The following is a 20,136-nucleotide window of genomic DNA, read 5'->3' on the forward strand; positions in this document are numbered from 1 at the left end:
TGTCACGGACCTTCACTTCCGAAAGGTTGGGAATGCCGAGAATTGCCGAGACTCTCAGCAACGGTTCTGGGTGGCGAGGACCAGGAACGGCGCGCGGTACCGCCGATGGAGACCTGGTGCTCGCCCATGACCTCCAGGAGCGCGGACTGCACCTTGGCGGGGGCGCGGTTGATCTCGTCGGCGAAGACGACGTTGGCGATCACCGGGCCCGGTTCGATGTCGAACGCCGCCTGGGAGGGGCGCTAGATGCGGGTGCCGGTGATGTCAGACGGGACGAGGTCCGGGGTGAACTGCAGCCGGGCGAACCGGCCGCCGGCGACATGAGCGAGGGTCTTCGCGGCGAGCGTCTTGGCTACGCCCGGTACGCCCTCCAGGAGGCAGTGGCCTCTGGCCAGGACCGCGGTGAACATGCGTTCCGCCATGCGGTCCTGGCCGACTATGACTCGCTTGACTTCGAAGAGGGCCTCTTCGAGGAGTTTGCCCTCGGGGGCTGCGGTGGTCATGGGGCCAAGATCATCAGGTGAGGGCGAAAAGGCGCTTAAAGCCGACGGTGGGGGTGGCTTATACCGGTTGGCGAGTGCGGGTTGTCGGTGGCTTGTCGCGCAGTTCCCCGCGCCCCTTAGGCGGCGTTGTCCAGCCGTTGGCCGCGAAGGAGGAACCACGCTGCCAGCGCCGCGGCGAGCAGTACGACCGCCCCGGCTCCCGCCGCCAGGGCAAGGCCGTCGACGAACGAACCGCGGGCCGCATCCAGCATCACCCCGGACGCCTGCGCGGGCATCCCCGCCGCCGCCTCCACCGCTCCGCCCAGCGACTCATGCGCGTCGGACGGGGTGCCCGCCGGAGCGGTGAAACCCTGGTACACGCCTGTCACGATCGAACCCAGTACGGCGATTCCGAGGGCAGCGCCCAGTTCGTACGCCGTCTCGGAGACCGCCGACGCCGCGCCCGCCTGTTCCCTCGGCACGCTGGAGAGGATCACGTCGGCGGTCACGGTGAAGGAGAAGCCGGCGCCGATGCCTACGACCAGCAGCGCGGCGCCGAGCAGTGGGTAGCCGGTGGACTGGTCGATCACCGTCAGCGCTGCCAGTGCGAGGCCGACCGCCGCGAGCCCGCCGGAGACCACGGCCCGTACCGAGAAACGCCGGGCCGCCCGCCCGGCGACCAGACCGGCCGCCACCGCGCCGATCGCGGCGGGCAGTTCGGCCAGGCCCGCCTCGAACGGCCGCCTGCCCTGCACGAGTTGCAGGTACTGGGAGAGGAAGAACACCAGGCCGGACATGCCGAGGACGGTCAGCAGATCGGCCAGCACCGCACCGCTGAAGCCGCGATTGCCAAACAGCCGCATGTCCAGCAGTGGGGTGGGCAGGGTCAGCTGGCGCCGGACGAACCAGTAGAGGGCAGCCGCACCCACGAGGCCCGCGGCGAGCGCCGCCCACCCGAAGCCGTGCGCGGCGGCCTCCTTGACGGCGTACACGATGCCGACCATGCCGAGCAGCGACAGCACGACGCTGTACAGGTCCCACGGGCCGGGGTCGGGATTGCGCGACTCCGGGAGCAGCTTGATACCCACCACGACCAGCACCGCCATCACAGGCAGGTTGATCAGGAAGACCGATCCCCACCAGAAGTGCTCCAGCAGGAAACCACCGACGATGGGGCCGACCGCCGTACCGGCGGAGGCAGTGGCGCCCCAGATGCCGATGGCGAGGCTGCGCTCGCGCGGGTCGTGGAAGAGGTTGCGGATCAGGGCGAGCGTGGACGGCATCAGCGTGGCACCGGCGACACCGAGCAGCGCCCGGGCCAGGATCATCATCTCCGGCGTCGTCGCATAGGCGTTGAGCACGGACACCGCGCCGAACGCCGTCGCGCCGACAAGCAGGATCCGCTTGCGGCCGATGCGGTCGCCGAGGCTGCCCATGGAGACGAGCAGACCGGCGATGACGAACGAGTAGACGTCGCCGATCCACAGCAGCTGGGTGCCGGAGGGCCGCAGGTCCTCGCTGATGTACGGGGTCGCGAGGCCGAGGACGGTGGCGTCGACGGCCACCAGCAGCACGGCGAGCACGAGGACGGACAGCGCGAGCCAGCGGCCCGGGCGCTTCACCGCCTCGGTCGCGGTCGCCGGCTGCAGGGTGCTGGTCATGATTCCTCTCTCCGCAGTGCGCCGCCGAGCAGCAGCTCGACGATCATGGTCTGGAAGTCCTTGGCTGCGACCTTGCCGTCATGGACGGACCAGGCCCCGGCGGCGATCAGGCCGTAGAGGGCCTCGGTGAGCCAGGCGGGGGTCAGGTCGATACGGAACTCTCTGCTGTCCTGACCACGCCGGAACAGGGCCGAGACCCGGGCGTCGAGCCGGGCCCAGCCCTCGTTCTGCTCCTCACCCTCGAACAGCTGGTTCTCGCTGTAGAGGAAGGAGAGGAGTCCGGCCGCGGGCTCGATCTCGCGCACCAGTCGCCGTACGGCGTCGCTCGCGCTGCCCTCGTCCAGGCGGGCCGCGTCCAGCGCGGCCTCGCACTCCGCGAGGCAGAGCGACTCCAGCGCCCGGACCAGCGCGTCGCGCCCGGCGAAGTGGCGGTGCAGCGTGGCCCGGCTGATTCCGGCGGCCTTGGCGACCTCGTCCATGGTCGCGGTGGATTTGCGGGTCAGCAGGGCTGCGGCGCTGCGGAGTACGTGGTCTCGGTCGACGGCCATGAGACAACCATAGCCCACATGAGACATCCTTGTCGCATTGCGGGCATGCATGTCTCACAACTGCCCTCCGGTGCAGAGCGCCAGGAAAGCCGGCCTGGAGGGGGGTGGAGTTTTCCGTGCTCGAATGCGGGGCCGCCTAGTGCGGGGTGGCGTCGCGGGTGTGAAGCTGGTGGTGCAGGTGAAGCTGCTACCGACGCCCGTGCAGGCGGCGGCACTTGAGGCGACCCTGCACGCCTGCAACGAGGCGGCCACGTGGGTCAGTTGCATGGCCTTCGAAAACGATGTGAAGAAGAACTTCGCGCTGCGCAGGCTCACCTACGACGAAGTGAAGGCGCGGTGGAACCTGGGGGCCCAGGCCGCCCAGCACGTCGTGAAGAAGACCTGCGACGCCTACGCGACGCTGAAGGCGAACCTGAAGGCCGGGAACCTCGGGAAACCCGGCTCGAAGCGGTACCGCAGGGCCACCGAGAAGCCGGTCGCCTTCCGGCCGGAGGGCGCGCAGCCCTACGACGACCGGATGCTGTCCTGGCAGATCGCCGAACGCCGGGTCTCCATCTGGACCGTGCAGGGCCGGGTCAAGGACGTGGTGTTCACCGCCACCCCCGAGCAGCTGGCCACCCTGGCCCTGTACCGCCGGGGCGAGTCCGACCTGGTATGCCGGGACGGCATGTGGTTCCTCCTGGCCACCTGCGAGGTACCCGAAGCAACGCTGAACACGGAACCGGTGGACTTCCTCGGCCTCGACCTGGGCTGGGCGTCGTGAACACCGCCACCACCAGTGATGGCGAGATCATGGCCGGACGCGGGCTCAACCGCATCCGGGTGCGGGAGCGGACGCTGCGTACCAAGCTGCAGAAGAAGAACACCCCGTCCGCCAAGCGCCGGCTGAAGAGACGCAGGCGCAAGGAGTCGCGGCGGGCGCGGGACATCAACCACAAGATCGCGAAACATGTGGTGGCCGAGGCAGAACGCACCGGTCGCGGGATCGCCCTGGAGGACCTGACGGGCATCCGCGAGCGGGTACGGCTTCGCAAGCCCCAACGGGCCACCCACTCCAGCTGGTCGTTCGCGCAGCTGGGGGCGTTCATCGCGTACAAGGCCCGCCGGGCCGGGGTACCGGTGGTGCACGTCGATCCGGCGTACACCTCGCGCACCTGCGCCGAGTGCGGCCATATCGACCGGGCGAACCGGGTCTCGCAGGCCTGGTTCGCGTGCCGGTCCTGCGGATTCGTTGATCACGCGGACCGATGGGGGCACCTCCCGCTCGAGCGAAGCCGAGAGTGGGGGAGGCTCCCGCAACATCCGCGCGAGAGCGTGGGAGTTGTGGCGAAGCGGGGCGCAGTCAATCGCCCCTGCCCCACCACCACGTCAGCGTGGCGGTGGGACTGGACGCAAACGCAGCGTCACCGCCAGTGACGCCCGTCGTGCAAGCCCATCGCTCAGCGATGGGTAGTTGACGTCAGTAACGAGTGATCGCCGTGCCGCCGCTCACCGTCCCCACGGCGATGTGCGGCCGCTGCGCCTGCTCGGCCCACTGGAGGATCCGCCGCATGGCGTCCGCCGGCACGGACACACAACCGGCCGTCGGCCCGCGCCCGTTGACATGCAGGAAAATCCCGGCGCCGCGCCCGCGCACCGGCTTGCGGTAGTTGAACCCGATGACGAGGGCATGCGCGTACCGGCTCCCGTACGACACCAGGTGCTCGGCCTCGGTGGCCCGGCAGTCGGCAGGGCGGGGCTCGGTCCACCGGTTGTAGGACCGGGACCGGACGTCCTGGCACCACCAGGAGTTCTGCCGTACGGGACGGTACTTGTACGCCGTCCCGCGCGGCGCCGCCTCGATGCCGAAGGCGTACGGCAGGTCGTACAGCCCGGTCGGCGTCGTGTTCGTACCCTGCTTCCGCGAGGCGCCCTCGGCAAGCCCGTTCGCCCCGAAGCGGGCCGGCGTGGAACCGGCCTCCACCCAGCGACCGTCCCGCCGGTCCCACCAGGTGAGCGTGCCCGTCGTCGAGCCGGTCCGCGGGGCCACGGCGGTGATCAGCTGGCTGCCGCCGCCGGTGTCGGCCATCCGGTCGGGCAGCGGGGTGGTTCCTGCCGGAGCGACGGCGAGCAGGGCGGCGGAGGTGAGGACGGACAGGACGGCTGTGACACCGGAGCGCATGCCTGTGAAGCTAACGGGCCGCAGGGACAGCGGCAGTTCGGAAGAGCCATTCGGGCGGGCGGACGTCCGAAGTGATTACGCCGGGCGGACGGGCGGCAGGGGCAGCGGCAGGCCGGGCAGCCCGTCCAGGCTCCTGGCGATGTGGTCCTTCTTGGCGAAGTACTCGCTGAGCGAGGTGTCGTCCTCGCGCGCGAAGCGCTGGGCGTGCAGGTCGCGGTCCCCGTCGTACGACATGTGGGGGACCGCGAAACCGCAGGAGTCCCGGACGAGTTCGGCCGTCACGACGACGATCGCCCGCAGCCCGTGCGGGCTCGGGTCGACGTCCGGAAAGCGGGCGAGCAACTCCCCGAACCGCGGGTCGTCGCGGAACACCGGCTCCCCGCGGCCGTGCACCCGGACGATGTTCGGCGGCCCCTGGAAGGCACACCACATGAGGGTGATCCGGCCGTTCTCGCGCAGATGGGCGACGGTCTCGGCGTTGGAGCCGGCGAAGTCGAGGTAGGCCACGGTGTGTTCGTCCAGCACCGCGAAGGAGCCCTTCAGGCCCTTGGGGGAGAGGTTGACCGTGCCGTCCCCGGACAGCGGGGCGGTCGCGGTGAAGAAGAGGGGCTGCTCCTCGATGAACGTACGGAGCCGGCCGTCTATGCGCTCATATGTCTTTCCCATGGCCGGTGATTATCGCGCAAAATCGTTCACCTGCCTAAGGAGTTGTCGGCGAGTCCTGTGGTGGCCGCCCCGGCCGGCGCTCCAACGGGGCGGCCACAGTACCTGTCACGTCACTCGGTGAGCGTGCAGGTGGCCAGGGCGTCGAGGCCCTGGGGCTTTTCGGCGGTGCGGCCGATGGAGATGGCGATGCGGTCGATGGCGGCGGTGCGCTTGGAGGCGAGCGGGCCGAGGATGGCGTTCTGGACGAAGTTGGGTCCGCCCTGCCCGACGGTTTCGTTCAGGCGCTTGTTGGCCTCGTCGATCTGCGTGGTGAGCAGCGCGAGGTTGCGGTCGACCTCGGCCTGCGCGGAGGCCGGGATCGCCGGCAGCTGGGAGGCGACGTCGGGGCAGGAGATGGCGCCGGCGGCCGTGTTGCCGCCCGCCGCGTCGCCCGCGTCCTCGGCGCCGCCCGCCTCCTCCGTGGCCGGGGCCTCCGGCTCCGCGGTGGCGGTGTCCTCCTCGCCCGCCTCCGCATCCTCGCCGGCCCCGGCGCCCTCGCCCGCCCCGGCGCCTGCGCCGGCGTCGAGCGTGCAGGTCGCGAACGCCTCAAGGCCCTCGGGCTTCTCGGCGGCGCGGCCGATGGCGGTCTCGATGCGGTTCAGCGTCGCGATGCGCTTGTCCTCGAGCGGACCGAGGATGGCGTTCTGCACGAAGTTGGGTCCGCCCTGCCCGACGGTTTCGTTCAGGCGCTTGTTGGCCTCGTCGATCTGCGTGGTGAGCAGCGCGAGGTTGCGGTCGACCTCGGCCTGCGCGGAGGCCGGGATCGCCGGCAGCTGGGACGCCACTTCGGGGCAGCTGATGGTGCCGGCCGCCGCCTTCGTCGTCGCCTGTGCGCCGTTCTCGGGCGTCTCTCCGGCCAAGGCGGAGCCGGCGATCAGCGCCCCGGACAACACCACCGCTGACACGCCGCCGATCATCGCGACGCGGCGCTGGTTGTACTTCGGAAGGGCCCTGGACATGCGGAAGCCTCACTTGGGTCGGGGGTGTGGTGAAAGAACCGGCGCCGGTGTTCGGTGGGAAGTACGGGAAAGCGGTTTCGGATGTTCACCCGCCGACGAGATTTCCGGTCCCGCAGGCACCGCATTGACGAATCATGCAGTCTCCTGCATACTCATGCATGTCAGCGAATGCAGTGTGAGGAGAAACCCGTGACCGAGCGCGTCGTACTCGCCTACTCGGGCGGCCTGGACACCTCTGTCGCCATCGGCTGGATCGCCGAGGAGACGGGCGCCGAGGTCATCGCCGTTGCCGTGGACGTCGGCCAGGGCGGCGAGGACCTGGACGTCATCCGCAAGCGCGCGCTCGCCTGCGGCGCCGTCGAGGCCGAGGTCGCCGACGCCAAGGACGAGTTCGCCGAGGAGTACTGCCTCCCGGCGATCAAGGCCAACGCCCTCTACATGGACCGCTACCCGCTGGTCTCCGCCCTCTCCCGGCCGACGATCGTCAAGCACCTCGTCGCCGCCGCCAAGAAGCACGGCGCCACCACGGTCGCCCACGGCTGCACCGGCAAGGGCAACGACCAGGTCCGCTTCGAGGCCGGCATCGTCGCCCTCGCCCCCGACCTGAAGTGCATCGCCCCGGTCCGCGACTACGCGATGACCCGCGACAAGGCCATCGCCTTCTGCGAGGAGAAGAACCTCCCGATCGCGACCACCAAGAAGTCCCCGTACTCCATCGACCAGAACGTCTTCGGCCGCGCCGTCGAGACCGGCTTCCTCGAGGACATCTGGAACGCGCCGATCGAGGACATCTACGAGTACACCCAGAACCCGGCGACGCCGCGCGACGAGGACGAGGTGATCATCACCTTCAAGGAGGGCGTCCCGGTCGCCATCGACGGCAAGCCCGTCACCGTCCTGCAGGCCATCCAGCAGCTCAACGAGCGCGCCGGCGCCCAGGGCATCGGCCGGATCGACATGGTCGAGGACCGGCTGGTGGGCATCAAGTCCCGCGAGGTGTACGAGGCCCCGGGCGCGATCGCGCTGATCACCGCCCACCAGGAGCTGGAGAACGTCACCGTCGAGCGCGAACTCGCCCGCTACAAGCGGCAGGTCGAGCAGCGCTGGGGCGAACTGGTCTACGACGGCCTGTGGTTCTCCCCGCTCAAGCGCGCCCTGGACGGCTTCATCAACGAGGCCAACCAGCACGTCTCCGGCGACGTCCGGATGACCCTGCACGGAGGCCGCGCCGTCGTCACCGGCCGGCGCTCGCAGGAGTCGCTGTACGACTTCAACCTCGCGACCTACGACACGGGCGACACCTTCGACCAGTCCGCGGCCAAGGGCTTCATCGACATCTACAGCCTGTCGTCGAAGATCGCGGCCAAGCGCGACCTGGCGTGAGGCTCGTACGTACTGGCCTGACAGCCGCCTCCTCACCTGCAAGGGTGGGGAGGCGGTCGCACATTCACGATTCTCCGAGGAGCAGAGCAAGTGAGCAGCAACAGCGGTGACGTACGGCTCTGGGGCGGGCGTTTCGCCGACGGTCCCGCCGAGGCCCTGGCGAAGCTGTCCGCGTCCGTCCACTTCGACTGGCGGCTCGCGCCCTACGACATCGCCGGTTCGCGTGCGCACGCGCGCGTGCTGCACACGGCGGGGCTGCTCACCGAGGACGAGCTCACCCGTATGATCGCCGGGCTCGACCGGCTCGAGGCGGACGTGGCGTCCGGCGAGTTCACCGGCACCATCGCCGACGAGGACGTCCACACCGCTCTGGAGCGCGGCCTGCTGGAGCGCCTCGGCCCCGATCTGGGCGGCAAGCTGCGCGCGGGACGGTCGAGGAACGACCAGGTGGCGACCCTCTTCCGGATGTACCTGCGCGACCACGCCCGCGTGATCGGCGGGCTGATCGCCGACCTCCAGGACGCCCTGATCGGCCTCGCCGAGGCGCACCCCGACGTCGCGATGCCCGGCCGCACGCACCTCCAGCACGCCCAGCCGGTGCTCTTCGCCCACCACGTCCTCGCGCATGTGCAGTCCCTGTCCCGGGACGCGGAACGCCTGCGCCAGTGGGACGAACGGACGGCGGTCTCCCCGTACGGCTCGGGCGCGCTGGCCGGTTCCTCTCTCGGCCTCGATCCCGAGGCCGTCGCCCGCGACCTCGGCTTCGAGCACGGCAGCGCCGGCAACTCCATCGACGGCACGGCTTCCCGTGACTTCGTCGCCGAGTTCGCCTTCATCACCGCGATGATCGGAGTGAACCTCTCCCGGATCGCCGAGGAGGTCATCATCTGGAACACGAAGGAGTTCTCCTTCGTGACCCTGCACGACGCCTTCTCCACCGGCTCGTCGATCATGCCGCAGAAGAAGAACCCGGACATCGCCGAGCTGGCGCGCGGCAAGTCCGGCCGTCTGATCGGCAACCTGACGGGCCTGATGGCGACCCTGAAGGCGCTCCCGCTCGCGTACAACCGCGACCTCCAGGAGGACAAGGAGCCGGTCTTTGACTCCATCGACCAGCTGGAGGTCCTGCTCCCCGCCTTCACCGGGATGATGGCCACCCTCACCGTCCACCGCGAGCGCATGGAGGAGCTGGCCCCGGCCGGGTTCTCGCTCGCCACGGACATCGCCGAGTGGCTGGTCAAGCAGGGCGTGCCCTTCAGGGTCGCGCACGAGGTCGCCGGCGAGTGCGTGAAGGTCGCCGAGGCCGAGGGCAAGGAGCTGGACGAGCTGACCGACGAACAGTTCGCGAAGATCTCCGCGCACCTGACCCCCGAGGTCCGCTCCGTCCTCAACGTGCCGGGCGCCCTCGCCTCCCGCAGCGGCCGCGGCGGTACGGCACCCAGTGCCGTCGCCGTCCAGCTGGCCGAGGTCAAGGCGGACGTGACCGCGCAGCACGCGTGGGCGAACGCCCGTAAGTGACACGGGAGCATCGCGGGTTACGTTGGTCGCACGCCGTATGGAGCGACTGAACGGAGCCCGCGATGCCCTTCGCCCGACTGGCCTCGGCAACGACTCCCACCTGCCACATCGGCCTGGGCCTCGCCGCCGTCGGCCGCCCCGGTTACATCAACCTCGGCCGCGAGCAGGACCTCCCCGCCGACCGCAGTGTCGAGGCCCTGCGCGAGCGGACGCACGAGCTCCTGGACGCCGCCTACGCCCAGGGCGTCCGCTACTTCGACGTCGCCCGTTCCTACGGCCGCTCCGAGGAGTTCCTCGCCGGCTGGCTGAACGCCCACCCCGAGATCGACGACATCGTCGTCGGCAGCAAGTGGGGCTACACCTACACCGCCGGGTGGACCACCGACGCCGAACAACACGAGGTCAAGGACCACAGCGTCGCCACCTTCGAGCGGCAGCGCGCCGAGAGCGCCGAGCTGCTCGGCGACCGCCTCGACCTCTACCAGATCCACTCGGTGACCCCGGACAGCCCGGCCCTCACCGACAAGTACCTGCACGCCAGGCTGGCCGAGGCCGCCGCCGAGGGCCTCACCATCGGCTTCTCCACCAGCGGGCCCGCGCAGGCCGACGCGATCAGGGCGGCGCTGGAAGTGACGGTCGACGGCGAATCCCTCTTCCGTACCGTGCAGTCGACGTACAACGCCCTCGAGACGTCCGCCGCCTCCGCCCTCGCCGAGGCCCACGACGCCGGCCTCACGGTGATCGTCAAGGAGGCCATGGCCAATGGCCGGCTCGCTGAGCCGTATGCGCCGGACGCGCTGAAGGCCGTAGCAGAAGAGACCTCGCTCGGCTGCGACGCCGTCGCTCTCGCCCTGATCCTGCGCCGGCCCTGGGCCGGCGTCGTCCTCTCCGGCGCGGCGACCGTCACCCAGCTCGCCTCCAACCTGCACGCCGCCGCCGTCGACCTGGACGACGACCAGCTGACCCGTCTTGCCGCGCTCGTCGAGGAGCCGCAGACGTACTGGGAGCGGCGCGGACAGCTGCCCTGGCACTGAGCCCGACCTGTACACCGCGGTGCTCCGCACCGCTCACCTCAGGATCCGTTTCCTGCCGGACGTAAACGCCCCGGGATCCCTCGCAAGGATCCCGCTGAACACACGTCCACTGCCGCACGTATCTCTGGGCCAAGGGACTACGACACACCCGTTGCCCCCGTCCCCGGAGGAACAGTGACCACCACGCTCGCAGGCGGCCGTGCCGCCCGGCGTCAGACGATGCGCCGTATCCGCCCGCGCCGCTCCCCCGCCGTCCCGCTGCTGCTCGCCCTGTGGGCGGGCGCGGCCGGGGTGCTGTGGCTGTGGTGGGACAACACTCCGTCCATCGCCGACCGGACCGGTCAGATCCTGGCCGCGGGCCGGATCACCGGTCTGCTCGCCGGATATCTCATGGCGCTCGTGGTCCTGCAGATGGCCCGGGTGCCCGCCCTGGAACGGCGGGTGGGCTCCGACCGGGTCGCCCGCTGGCATGCGATGACCGGCCGCTACACCCTCTGCCTGGTCCTCGCCCATATCTTCCTGATCATGTGGGGCTACGCCCTGCAGGCCGGCAAGGGGCTCGGCGACATCGTCCAGCAGACGGTCGACTCCGTCACCCAGCTGCCGGACATGGGCAAGGCCGCCATCGGCACCGGACTGCTGCTGCTGATCGGCCTGGTCTCGATCGGCGGGATCCGCCGCAGGATGCCGTACGACACCTGGTACCACGTGCACCTGATGACGTACGCGGCGGTGTTCCTGACGTTCTGGCACCAGATCAGCACCGGCAACGAGTTCGCCGTCGAACCCCTCGCCAAGACCTTCTGGTACGGGCTCTACGGGTCGGTCACCGCGCTCGTGATCTGGTACCGGATCCTCACCCCGATCCGGCTCAACCTGAAGCACCGGATGCGGGTCGAGGCCGTGATCGAGGAGACACCCGGGATCGTGTCGGTGCTGATCGGCGGGCGGAAGCTGCACCGGATGGGTGCGGAGGCCGGGCAGTTCTTCCGCTGGCGGTTCATGGCGCCGGGCATGCGGTTCAGCTCCCACCCGTACTCGCTGTCGGCGGCGCCCCGCCCCGACATGCTGCGGATCACCGTGAAGGCGATCGGCGACCACAGCACCCGGCTGCGCGAGCTGCGGCCCGGTACCCGGGTGTGGGCCGAGGGACCGTACGGCGCACTGACCGCGTCCCGGCGCAGCCGCGGCAAGGTGCTGCTGGTGGCCGGCGGTGTCGGCATCACCCCGATGCGGGCGCTGTTCGAGACGCTGCCCGGCGCGGCCGGCGACCTCACCCTGCTGTACCGGGCCAACAGCACCCAGGACCTGGCCCTGTGGAACGAGCTGGCCGCCATCGCCGACGAGCGGGGCGCCCGGCTGATGTACGCGGTCAACAGCCCGGACGGGGCACGCCCGGACATCTCCGCGGAGTCCCTGCAGCGGAAGATCCCGGACATCGACCGGCATGACGTTTTTCTGTGCGGGCCGCCCGGCTTCGCGCAGTCCGTGTACGAAGCACTGCGCGGCGCGGGGGTTCCCGCCCGCCGTATCCATCACGAGTCGTTCGAGATGTGAGCGACGGGTCATCAGGAGACCGGCAACCATGAAGAAGAGCCATCCCGTTCGGCGTGCCGTGCTCGCCACCGCCGCCACCGTGTCCGGCATCGTGCTGCTGCTGACGCTGAAGCCGGCGTCCGACCCCGGCTCCGCGTCCGCGGCGGGCGGTGCGGCACCGCCCGCCGCGGCGGCGGGACAGTCACCCCAGGGCGGCGCCCAGGCCGCCGGCAGCGGCACGGTCACCGGCGAGGTCGCCCAGACCCAGTACGGGCCGGTGCAGGTACGGCTGACCGTGAGCAACGGGAAGATCACCCAGGCCGAGGCGGTGCAGGCACCCAGCGGCGGCCGCAGCACCCAGATCACCGCAGACGCCGTACCCCAGCTCAACCAGGCCACCGTCACCGCAGGCAGCGCCGAGATCGACGCGGTGTCCGGAGCCACCTACACCAGCACCGGCTACAAGCAGTCCCTCCAGTCCGCCCTGGACCAGGTCCAGGCGGGAGGCGGCGGGGCTGCCGACCAGGGCTCGGGCAGCGCCCAGGCCCGTACGGTGACCGGCGAGGTCGCCCAGACCCAGTACGGGCCGGTCCAGGTCCGGGTCACCGTCAGCGGCGGGAAGGTCACCCAGGCCGAGGCGGTGCAGGCACCCAGCGGTGGCCGCAGCAGCCAGATCACCGCAGACGCCGTGCCCCAGCTCAACCAGGCGGCCGTGGCCGCAGGCAGCGCCGACATCGACGCCGTGTCCGGAGCCACGTACACCAGCACCGGTTACCAGCAGTCCCTGCAGTCGGCCCTGGACCAGGCCGGTGGCTGAGCCGGTGACCGAACCCGCACAGGCTCCCGCCGCGGTACGCCGGGCGGAGGAGACGATGGGGACCGTCTTCTCCTTCGACGTCCGCGGCGGGGATCCCGGCACGGTCCGGGCGGCCCTCGACGAGGCGATCGCCGGACTCCACCGGGTCGACGAGGTGTTCAGCACCTACCGCGAGGACAGTCAGGTCTCACGGCTGGCCCGCGGCGCGGTGACCGTCGAGGAGTGCGATCCCGACGTCGCCGAGGTGCTGGAGCTCGGCGCCGAGGCGGAGCGGATCAGCGAGGGCTGGTTCAGCATGTCGTACGAGGGACGGCTCGATCCGACCGGGATCGTCAAGGGCTGGGCCGTCGAGCGGGCGGCCCGGCGGCTGGCGGCGGCCGGGGTGAGCGGGGTGAGCGTCAACGGCGGCGGTGACGTCCAGCTGCTCGGCGCACCCGGCACGCAGCGGCCCTGGCGGGTCGGCGTCTCGGACCCGCTGCGGCCGGGCGGGCTGGCGGCGGTGATCTCCGCCGCCGGACTGGACGAGCTCGCCGTGGCCACGTCCGGCACCGCCGAACGCGGCGCCCACATCGTCGACCCGCGGACGGGGAAGTCCGCGGTGACGGACCTCGTCGCCGTGACCGTGGTGGCGCCCCGGCTGACCTGGGCGGACTGCTGGGCCACGGCGGCCTTCGCGATGGGCTCGCGGGAGGGGCTGGCGTGGCTGGAGTCGCTGCCGGACGTGGAGGCCCTGCTGATCACGGCGGGCGACGAGGTGCGGTGTACTGGGGGTTGGCGGCGCGGCTGGGTTGACCGGCGCTGTTGCTGAGGGGCGGGTGGTCGCGCAGGCCGGTGCTGACGGGGCGCCGCCCGCAGCTGGGCGCGGAGCTGGTCACCTGCGGGAGTGGTCCGGCGTTCAGGGGCGCGGGGCTGTGTCTGATATGCGGCTCCTCCCCCACTCTCGGCTTCGCTCGAGCGGGGGGACCCCCACCGTGGGCGCGACCAGCCCCCACTCACCCGCACCCGGTAATCCACCGCCCCACTACCTCAGTGGCCGTTCTGGGCCAGCCGCAGCAGGTGCTCGGCGAGTGCCTGCCCGCCGTCCGGCTGCCGGCTGATCAGCAGCAGGGTGTCGTCACCGGCGATCGTGCCCAGGATGTCGTGCAGTTCGGCCTGGTCGATGGCCGAGGCCAGGAACTGCGCGGCGCCGGGCGGGGTGCGCAGGACCACGAGGTTGGCGGAGGCCTCCGCGGAGATCAGCAGCTCCTGCGACAGCCGCCGCATCCGCTCCTCCTTCGCCGACTCCCCCAGCGGCGCCCGCGGGGTGCGGAAACCGCCCTCGCTGGGCACCGCGTAGATCAGGTCGCCGTCGGTGTTGCGGATCTTCACCGCGTTCAGCTCGTCCAGGTCCCGGGAGAGCGTCGCCTGGGTGACGGTCAGCCCGTCGTCGGCGAGAAGCTTCGCCAACTGGCTCTGGGAGCGCACCGGTTGCCGGTTGAGGATGTCCACGATCCGGCGGTGGCGTGCGGTGCGGGTCTGCGGCACGGCAGGCCCTGCGTGCCCGTGGTCCTGCGCGTGGCTCATCGTCGTCTCATTCTCCGGCTCGTCCGTCCCCGTGGCTTGCGTCGAGGATGCCGGGCAACGCCTGGAGAAGCGCCGCCACTTCGTCGTCGCCGAGGTTCAGCGGCGGCATGAGCCGTACGACATCGGGGGCGGGCGCGTTGACCAGGAATCCGGCGTCCTGAGCCGCCTGCTGCACCTGCGGTGCGAGCGGCTTGGTGAGCACCATACCCAGGAGCAGGCCCGCACCCCGGACATGGCCGACCAGCGGGTGGCCCAGGGACTCGATTCCGTCCCGCAGTTTCTCGCTCTGCCGCTTGACGTTCTCCAGCAGGCCCTCGTTCGCGATGGCGTCGAGGACGGCGAGTCCGGCGGCGCAGGCGACCGGGTTGCCGCCGAAGGTCGTGCCGTGGTGACCGGGCTGCAGCAGTTCGGCGGCCCGGCCGAAGGCGACGGTGGCGCCGAGCGGCAGCCCGCCGCCGAGCCCCTTGGCGAGCGTGACGACATCGGGCAGGACGCCCTCGTGGGCCTGGTACTCGAACCAGTGGCCGGTGCGGCCGATGCCGGTCTGCACCTCGTCCAGGACCAGCAGCGATCCGGTGGCGGCCGTGATCGCGCGGGCCGCCTTCAGATAGCCGGCGGGCGGGACGACGACACCGTTCTCGCCCTGGACCGGCTCGATGACGACCAGTGCCGTCTCCTCGGTGACCGCGGCGGCCAGCGCCTGCGCGTCGCCGTACGGGACGTGGGTGACGTCACCGGGCAGCGGCAGGAACGGCTCCTGCTTGGCGGGCTGGCCGGTGAGCGCGAGGGCGCCCATGGTGCGGCCGTGGAAGCCGCCCTGGGTGGCGACCATGTGGGTACGCCCGGTCAGCCGGCCGATCTTGAAGGCGCCCTCGTTGGCCTCGGCCCCGGAGTTGCAGAAGTAGACCTTGCCGTCCCGGCCGAAGAGCTCCAGGAGCCGCTCGGCGAGCGCGACGGGCGGTTCGGCGACGAACAGGTTGGAGACGTGGCCGAGCGAGGCGATCTGGCGGCTCACCGCCTCGACGACCCCGGGGTGGGCGTGGCCGAGGGCGTTGACCGCGATGCCGCCGACGTAGTCGACGTACTCCTTGCCGTCGGCGTCCCACAGCTTCGCGCCCTCGCCGCGGACGAGGGGCAGTCGCGGGGTGCCGTAGTTGTTCATGAGCGCGCCCTGCCAGCGCGCGGTCAGTTCCTGGTTGGCGCTCATTCGGCATCCCCCTCTTGCTCGTCGGGCACGACCATCGTGCCGATGCCCTCGTCGGTGAAGATCTCCAGCAGGATCGAGTGCTGGACCCGGCCGTCGATGACGCGGGCGGTGTTCACGCCGCCCCGTACGGCGTGCAGACAGCCCTCCATCTTCGGCACCATGCCGGAGGACAACTCCGGCAGCAGCTTCTCCAGTTGGGAAGCGGTGAGGCGGCTGATCACCTCGTCGCTGTTGGGCCAGTCCTCGTAGAGGCCCTCGACGTCGGTGAGGACCATGAGGGTCTCGGCGCCCAGCGCAGCAGCGAGTGCCGCAGCCGCCGTATCAGCATTGACGTTGTAGACATGTCCGTCGTCCTGGGAGCGGGCGATCGAGGAGACGACCGGGATGCGGCCGTCGGCGAGCAGTGCCTCGATCGCGCCCGTGTCGATCTCGGTGATCTCGCCGACCCGCCCGATGTCGACCAACTCGCCGTCGATCTCGGGCTGGTGCTTGGTGGCGGTGATGGTGTGCGCATCCTCGCCGGTGAGGCCGACGGCGAGCGGGCCGTGCTGGTTGAGCAGCCCGACCAGCTCCCGCTGCACCTGTCCGGCCAGCACCATGCGTACGACGTCCATGGCGTCCTCGGTGGTGACGCGCAGGCCCGCCTTGAACTCGCTGACGATGCCGTGCTTGTCGAGGGCGGCGCTGATCTGCGGGCCGCCGCCGTGCACGACGACCGGCTTGAGGCCGGCGTGGTGGAGGAACACCACGTCCTGCGCGAACGCGGCCTTCAGGTCCTCGTCGATCATGGCGTTGCCGCCGAACTTGATGACGACGATCTTGCCGTTGTGCCGGACCAGCCAGGGCAGCGCCTCGATGAGGATCTGGGCCTTGGGCAGTGCGGTGTGCTTACGCGTAGTGCTCATGACGAGTAGGCGCTGTTCTCGTGGACGTAGTCGGCGGTCAGGTCGTTGGTCCAGATGGTGGCGGTCTCGGCGCCCGCCGCGAGGTCGGCGACGATGTGCACCTCGCGGTAGCGCATGTCGACCTTCTCGCGGTCCTCGCCGACGCCACCGTTCTTGCAGACCCAGACGCCGTTGATGGCGACGTTGAGCTGGTCGGGCTCGAAGGCGGCCTGCGTGGTGCCGATCGCCGAGAGCACCCGGCCCCAGTTGGGGTCCTCACCGTGGATGGCGCACTTCAGGAGGTTGTTGCGGGCGATGGAACGCCCCACCTCGACGGCGTCGTCCTCGGTCGCCGCGCCCACGACCTCGATCTTGATGTCCTTGCTGGCGCCCTCGGCATCCCGGATGAGCTGTTGCCCGAGGTCGTCGCAGACGGCCCGTACGGCCTCGGCGAACTCCTCGTAGGCCGGGGTGACCTCGGCCGCGCCGGAGGCGAGCAGCAGCACGGTGTCGTTGGTGGACATGCAGCCGTCGGAGTCGACGCGGTCGAAGGTGGTCCGGGTGGCTGCCCTGAGCGCCTTGTCCAGTACGTCGTTGTCCACCACGGCGTCCGTGGTGAGGACGACCAGCATGGTCGCCAGGCCCGGCGCGAGCATGCCGGCACCCTTCGCCATCCCGCCGACGGTCCAGCCGTCCTTGGTCACGACGGCCGTCTTGTGCACGGTGTCGGTGGTCTTGATGGCGATGGCGGCCTTCTCGCCGCCGTGCTCGGAGAGCTGCGCCGCGGCGGTCTCGACGCCCGGGAGCAGCTTGTCCATGGGCAGCAGCACACCGATGAGGCCGGTGGAGCAGACGGCGACCTCGATCGCGCCGCGGCCGAGCACCTCGGCGACCTTCTCGGCGGTGGCGTGCGTGTCCTGGAAGCCCTTCGGCCCCGTACAGGCATTGGCGCCACCGGAGTTGAGGACGACCGCGGAGACCTCGCCGCTCTTGAGGACCTGCTCGGACCAGAGGACCGGCGCTGCCTTCACACGGTTGGAGGTGAAGACGCCCGCGGCGGCGCGGCGCGGGCCGTTGTTGACCACGAGGGCCAGGTCAGGGTTGCCGTTCTCCTTGATCCCGGCGGCGATGCCCGCCGCGGTGAATCCCTTGGCTGCCGTCACGCTCACGGCGCAACTCCGATCGTGGTCAGCCCGGTGGTCTCGTCGAGCCCCAGGGCGATGTTCATGCTCTGTACGGCACCGCCGGCGGTGCCCTTGGTCAGGTTGTCGATGGCGCTGATCGCGATGATCCGTCCGGCGGCCTCGTCGTACGCGACCTGCACCTGAACGGCGTTGGAACCGTAGACGGACGCCGTGGCGGGCCACTGGCCCTCGGGGAGCAGATGGACGAACGGCTCGTCGGCGAAGGCCTTCTCGTAGGCGGCGCGCACGGATTCGGCGGTGACCCCGGGCTTCGCCTTCGCGGTGCAGGTGGCGAGGATGCCGCGGGGCATCGGCGCGAGGGTGGGGGTGAAGGAGACGGAGACCTGCTCCCCCGCGGCCGCGGAGAGGTTCTGGCTCATCTCGGGCGTGTGCCGGTGGCCGCCGCCGACGCCGTACGGCGTCATGGAGCCCATGACCTCGCTGCCCAGCAGATGGGGCTTGGGTGCCTTGCCCGCGCCGGAGGTGCCGGAGGCGGCGACGATCACGGCTTCGGGCTCGGCGAGGGAGGCGGCGTAGGCCGGGAAGAGGGCGAGGGAGACGGCGGTGGGGTAGCAACCGGGCACCGCGACACGCTTGGACCCCTCCAGCGCGGCGCGGGCACCCGGCAGTTCGGGCAGGCCGTACGGCCAGGTGCCGGCGTGCGGGGAGCCGTAGAACTTCTCCCAGTCGGCCGGATCCTTGAGCCGGAAGTCGGCTCCCATGTCGACGACGAGCGTGTCCGGGCCGAGCTGCTCGGCGACGGCGGCGGACTGGCCGTGCGGCAGGGCGAGGAAGACGACGTGGTGCCCGGCGAGCGCCTCGGCGGTGGTCGGCTCCAGGACGCGGTCGGCCAGCGGCAGTAGGTGCGGCTGGAGCGCGCCGAGCCGCTGACCCGCGTTGGAGTTGCCGGTCAGGGCGCCGATCTCGACCTGCGGATGTGCCAGGAGCAGACGCAGGAGCTCTCCGCCCGCGTATCCGCTCGCTCCGGCCACCGCCGCACGTACCGCCATGTCATCCTCCTCCTTGATGGCATGACTATACGTATCGCTGCACGTTTATGCAATCCACATCGGCGCTTGCCCCTGAGGGGGTCAGCGCTTCGGCGCCGCGATGAAGTAGGGGGCGGCTCCGGCCGGGCCGCCCGAGGTGCCGGGGAGTACGCAGTACCCGCGGATCCGGTTGCCGAAGATCCAGCTGGTGAGGAGCTCCGCCCGGCCGTCGCCGTTCAGATCGGCGAGCCGGGCGCCCGAAGCGAAGCGGTGGACGTCCGAGCCCTCGGCCGGCAGATCGCAGGCCGCGCGGTCGAACGCCTGGGCGTCCTTCCCGGTCAGCCCGCCGGACCGGTCCTGCTTGAGCACGACCACCCGGCCCTGGAGCGTCCGCTTGTCCATCTGGGCCCGGGGAGATCCGATCGCCGCGTCGAGGTCACCGTCACCGTCGGCGTCCCCGAGGGCGAGGGCGAAGCCGAAGTCCATGTCCTCGCCCCCTCTCGGCGCCCTGGGACGGATGACTGTCGCGTCGCCGCCGTCGGGGCCGGACGCGCTGCCGGGCACCACGCCCACATGGCCGCCGTCCACGTCGTACACGTCCCCGAACAGGACGTCGTCGATCCCGTCCCCGTCCAGGTCTCCGGTGGCGAGTTCCTGACCGGCCCGCAGGTCCTTGCCCGCGGTCTTCTTCACGGTCTTCGGCTCGGCAAGGCCGTCGGGCGTACCCCTGAGATACAGGAGGAACGGCGTGCCCACCATTTCGCCGTCGTAGTCGACCCAGGCTGTGGCCAGGAGATCGTCGATGCCGTCGCCGTTCACGTCACCGGCCGCGAGGTCGAACGTCTCCCACACCTCGAGTTCGTCCTCGTCCACAGGGTGCTCGCGGGTCTTCAGGGTGATCTCGGTCGTGCGCGCCGCCCCGCCCCGCCGGGTGATCGGTCCGTGGGCGACCGTCTCCTGGGACGCGAGATCCAGGTGGCCGTCCCCGTCGAAGTCGCCCGTGACCATGCGTCCGCCGCCCACGTCGATCGCGGTACCGCCGGACAGGCCGCGCGGTCCGCCCCACAGCACCGTCGGGCCGGGGCCCCCGCTCACGACGAGGTCGGTGTAACCGTCGCGGTCCAGGTCGCCCGGGGTCGTGTCCCAACCGAAGCTGCCGTCCGGCTCCGCCCGGCCCGGCACTCCGGGTGAGTTCCGCGAGATCACCTGGGTGCGCGGCTTCCGGGCGGTCGCCGAGCCGTACACCACGCCGACGTATCCGGCGGACCGCTCGCCGTCCACGGTGCCGAACTCCTGGGGGATCACGACGTCCTCGTAGCCGTCCGCGTCGAAGTCCACTGCGTGCACCCGGGGGGCGGTGGACGAGCCCGCGGGTGCGGAGGGCCCGATCAACGCCGCCGCGACCACCGTCACCGTGCCCACCACCGCTGTCCGCCGCGCACGCTTCACTCGCCGACCTCCGCTCACCGTTCCGGAGACGGCGGACGTCCATGCGAACGCCCGCC

The 20,136-nt window shown here is 70.8% G+C and carries 17 protein-coding genes and 2 pseudogenes; 7 read left to right on the forward strand and 12 right to left on the reverse strand.

Annotated features, from left to right (window positions below; translation table 11 throughout):
- Positions 1-2: 2 nt before the first annotated feature.
- The 3 genes and pseudogenes from StrepF001_RS04150 to StrepF001_RS04160 all read right to left on the reverse strand — a co-directional run bounded on the left by StrepF001_RS04150 (position 3) and on the right by StrepF001_RS04160 (position 2,691).
- A pseudogene (locus StrepF001_RS04150) lies at positions 3-503 on the reverse strand (AAA family ATPase).
- A gap of 116 nt (positions 504-619) precedes the next feature.
- Positions 620-2,143 (reverse strand): MFS transporter, encoded by a 1,524-nt coding sequence (locus StrepF001_RS04155; protein ID WP_129796890.1) that lies wholly within the window; start codon positions 2,141-2,143, stop codon positions 620-622.
- A complete protein-coding gene (locus StrepF001_RS04160) occupies positions 2,140-2,691 on the reverse strand; it encodes a TetR/AcrR family transcriptional regulator (RefSeq protein WP_240797278.1) in 552 nt (183 codons plus the stop codon). The genes StrepF001_RS04155 and StrepF001_RS04160 overlap by 4 nt, the downstream gene beginning before the upstream one ends.
- A 160-nt stretch (positions 2,692-2,851) precedes the next feature.
- Here StrepF001_RS04160 and StrepF001_RS04165 point away from each other — a divergent pair.
- Positions 2,852-4,144: pseudogene (locus StrepF001_RS04165) on the forward strand (transposase).
- A gap of 6 nt (positions 4,145-4,150) precedes the next feature.
- Here StrepF001_RS04165 and StrepF001_RS04170 read toward each other — a convergent pair.
- The 3 genes from StrepF001_RS04170 to StrepF001_RS04180 all read right to left on the reverse strand — a co-directional run bounded on the left by StrepF001_RS04170 (position 4,151) and on the right by StrepF001_RS04180 (position 6,516).
- Positions 4,151-4,852 carry a L,D-transpeptidase family protein gene (locus StrepF001_RS04170; RefSeq protein ID WP_129796892.1) on the reverse strand — a complete coding sequence of 234 codons (702 nt, stop codon included), beginning with the start codon at positions 4,850-4,852 and terminating at the stop codon, positions 4,151-4,153.
- Between the two features lie 75 nt (positions 4,853-4,927).
- A complete protein-coding gene (locus tag StrepF001_RS04175) occupies positions 4,928-5,518 on the reverse strand; it encodes a pyridoxamine 5'-phosphate oxidase family protein (protein ID WP_129796893.1) in 591 nt (196 codons plus the stop codon).
- Between the two features lie 110 nt (positions 5,519-5,628).
- Positions 5,629-6,516 carry a hypothetical protein gene (locus tag StrepF001_RS04180; protein WP_129796894.1) on the reverse strand — a complete coding sequence of 296 codons (888 nt, stop codon included), beginning with the start codon at positions 6,514-6,516 and terminating at the stop codon, positions 5,629-5,631.
- 189 nt (positions 6,517-6,705) lie between these two features.
- On the opposite strand from StrepF001_RS04180, the gene StrepF001_RS04185 reads away from it, so the two are divergent.
- The 6 genes from StrepF001_RS04185 to StrepF001_RS04210 all read left to right on the forward strand — a co-directional run bounded on the left by StrepF001_RS04185 (position 6,706) and on the right by StrepF001_RS04210 (position 13,612).
- Positions 6,706-7,899 carry an argininosuccinate synthase gene (locus tag StrepF001_RS04185; protein WP_129796895.1) on the forward strand — a complete coding sequence of 398 codons (1,194 nt, stop codon included), beginning with the start codon at positions 6,706-6,708 and terminating at the stop codon, positions 7,897-7,899.
- 90 nt (positions 7,900-7,989) lie between these two features.
- Entirely contained in the window at positions 7,990-9,417 is a 1,428-nt protein-coding gene (gene argH, locus StrepF001_RS04190; RefSeq protein ID WP_129796896.1) for an argininosuccinate lyase, read from the forward strand.
- 62 nt (positions 9,418-9,479) lie between these two features.
- A complete protein-coding gene (locus StrepF001_RS04195) occupies positions 9,480-10,451 on the forward strand; it encodes an aldo/keto reductase (RefSeq protein ID WP_129796897.1) in 972 nt (323 codons plus the stop codon).
- Positions 10,452-10,625: 174 nt separating this feature from the next.
- Positions 10,626-12,008 carry a ferredoxin reductase family protein gene (locus tag StrepF001_RS04200; RefSeq protein ID WP_165396156.1) on the forward strand — a complete coding sequence of 461 codons (1,383 nt, stop codon included), beginning with the start codon at positions 10,626-10,628 and terminating at the stop codon, positions 12,006-12,008.
- Positions 12,009-12,036: 28 nt separating this feature from the next.
- Positions 12,037-12,804: an FMN-binding protein gene (locus StrepF001_RS04205; RefSeq protein WP_129796898.1), complete on the forward strand. Its 768-nt coding sequence runs from the start codon at positions 12,037-12,039 to the stop codon at positions 12,802-12,804.
- Positions 12,797-13,612, forward strand: a complete 816-nt coding sequence (locus StrepF001_RS04210; protein WP_129796899.1) for an FAD:protein FMN transferase — start codon at positions 12,797-12,799, stop codon at positions 13,610-13,612. The genes StrepF001_RS04205 and StrepF001_RS04210 overlap by 8 nt, the downstream gene beginning before the upstream one ends.
- Before the next feature lie 218 nt (positions 13,613-13,830).
- On the opposite strand, the gene StrepF001_RS04215 is transcribed toward StrepF001_RS04210, so the two are convergent.
- From StrepF001_RS04215 to StrepF001_RS04240, 6 genes are all read right to left on the reverse strand, one after another.
- A complete protein-coding gene (locus StrepF001_RS04215) occupies positions 13,831-14,367 on the reverse strand; it encodes an arginine repressor (RefSeq protein WP_129796900.1) in 537 nt (178 codons plus the stop codon).
- A gap of 7 nt (positions 14,368-14,374) precedes the next feature.
- Positions 14,375-15,574 (reverse strand): acetylornithine transaminase, encoded by a 1,200-nt coding sequence (locus StrepF001_RS04220; RefSeq protein WP_129796901.1) that lies wholly within the window; start codon positions 15,572-15,574, stop codon positions 14,375-14,377.
- On the reverse strand, positions 15,571-16,479 hold the full coding sequence (gene argB / locus StrepF001_RS04225; RefSeq protein WP_129796902.1) for an acetylglutamate kinase: 909 nt from the start codon (positions 16,477-16,479) through the stop codon (positions 15,571-15,573). Before argB ends, StrepF001_RS04220 begins: the two co-directional genes overlap by 4 nt.
- Complete coding sequence (gene argJ, locus StrepF001_RS04230) at positions 16,476-17,627, reverse strand: bifunctional glutamate N-acetyltransferase/amino-acid acetyltransferase ArgJ (RefSeq protein ID WP_129796903.1); 1,152 nt, start codon at positions 17,625-17,627, stop codon at positions 16,476-16,478. The genes argB and argJ overlap by 4 nt, the downstream gene beginning before the upstream one ends.
- The gene (gene argC, locus StrepF001_RS04235) at positions 17,624-18,652 is read right to left on the reverse strand and encodes an N-acetyl-gamma-glutamyl-phosphate reductase (protein ID WP_129796904.1); all 1,029 of its coding nucleotides are present in this window, start codon (positions 18,650-18,652) and stop codon (positions 17,624-17,626) included. The genes argJ and argC overlap by 4 nt, the downstream gene beginning before the upstream one ends.
- Before the next feature lie 81 nt (positions 18,653-18,733).
- Complete coding sequence (locus StrepF001_RS04240) at positions 18,734-20,080, reverse strand: VCBS repeat-containing protein (protein WP_129796905.1); 1,347 nt, start codon at positions 20,078-20,080, stop codon at positions 18,734-18,736.
- Positions 20,081-20,136 lie beyond the last annotated feature (56 nt).

The sequence above is a fragment of the Streptomyces sp. F001 genome (assembly GCF_004187715.1).
Classification (GTDB): domain Bacteria; phylum Actinomycetota; class Actinomycetes; order Streptomycetales; family Streptomycetaceae; genus Streptomyces; species Streptomyces flavusporus.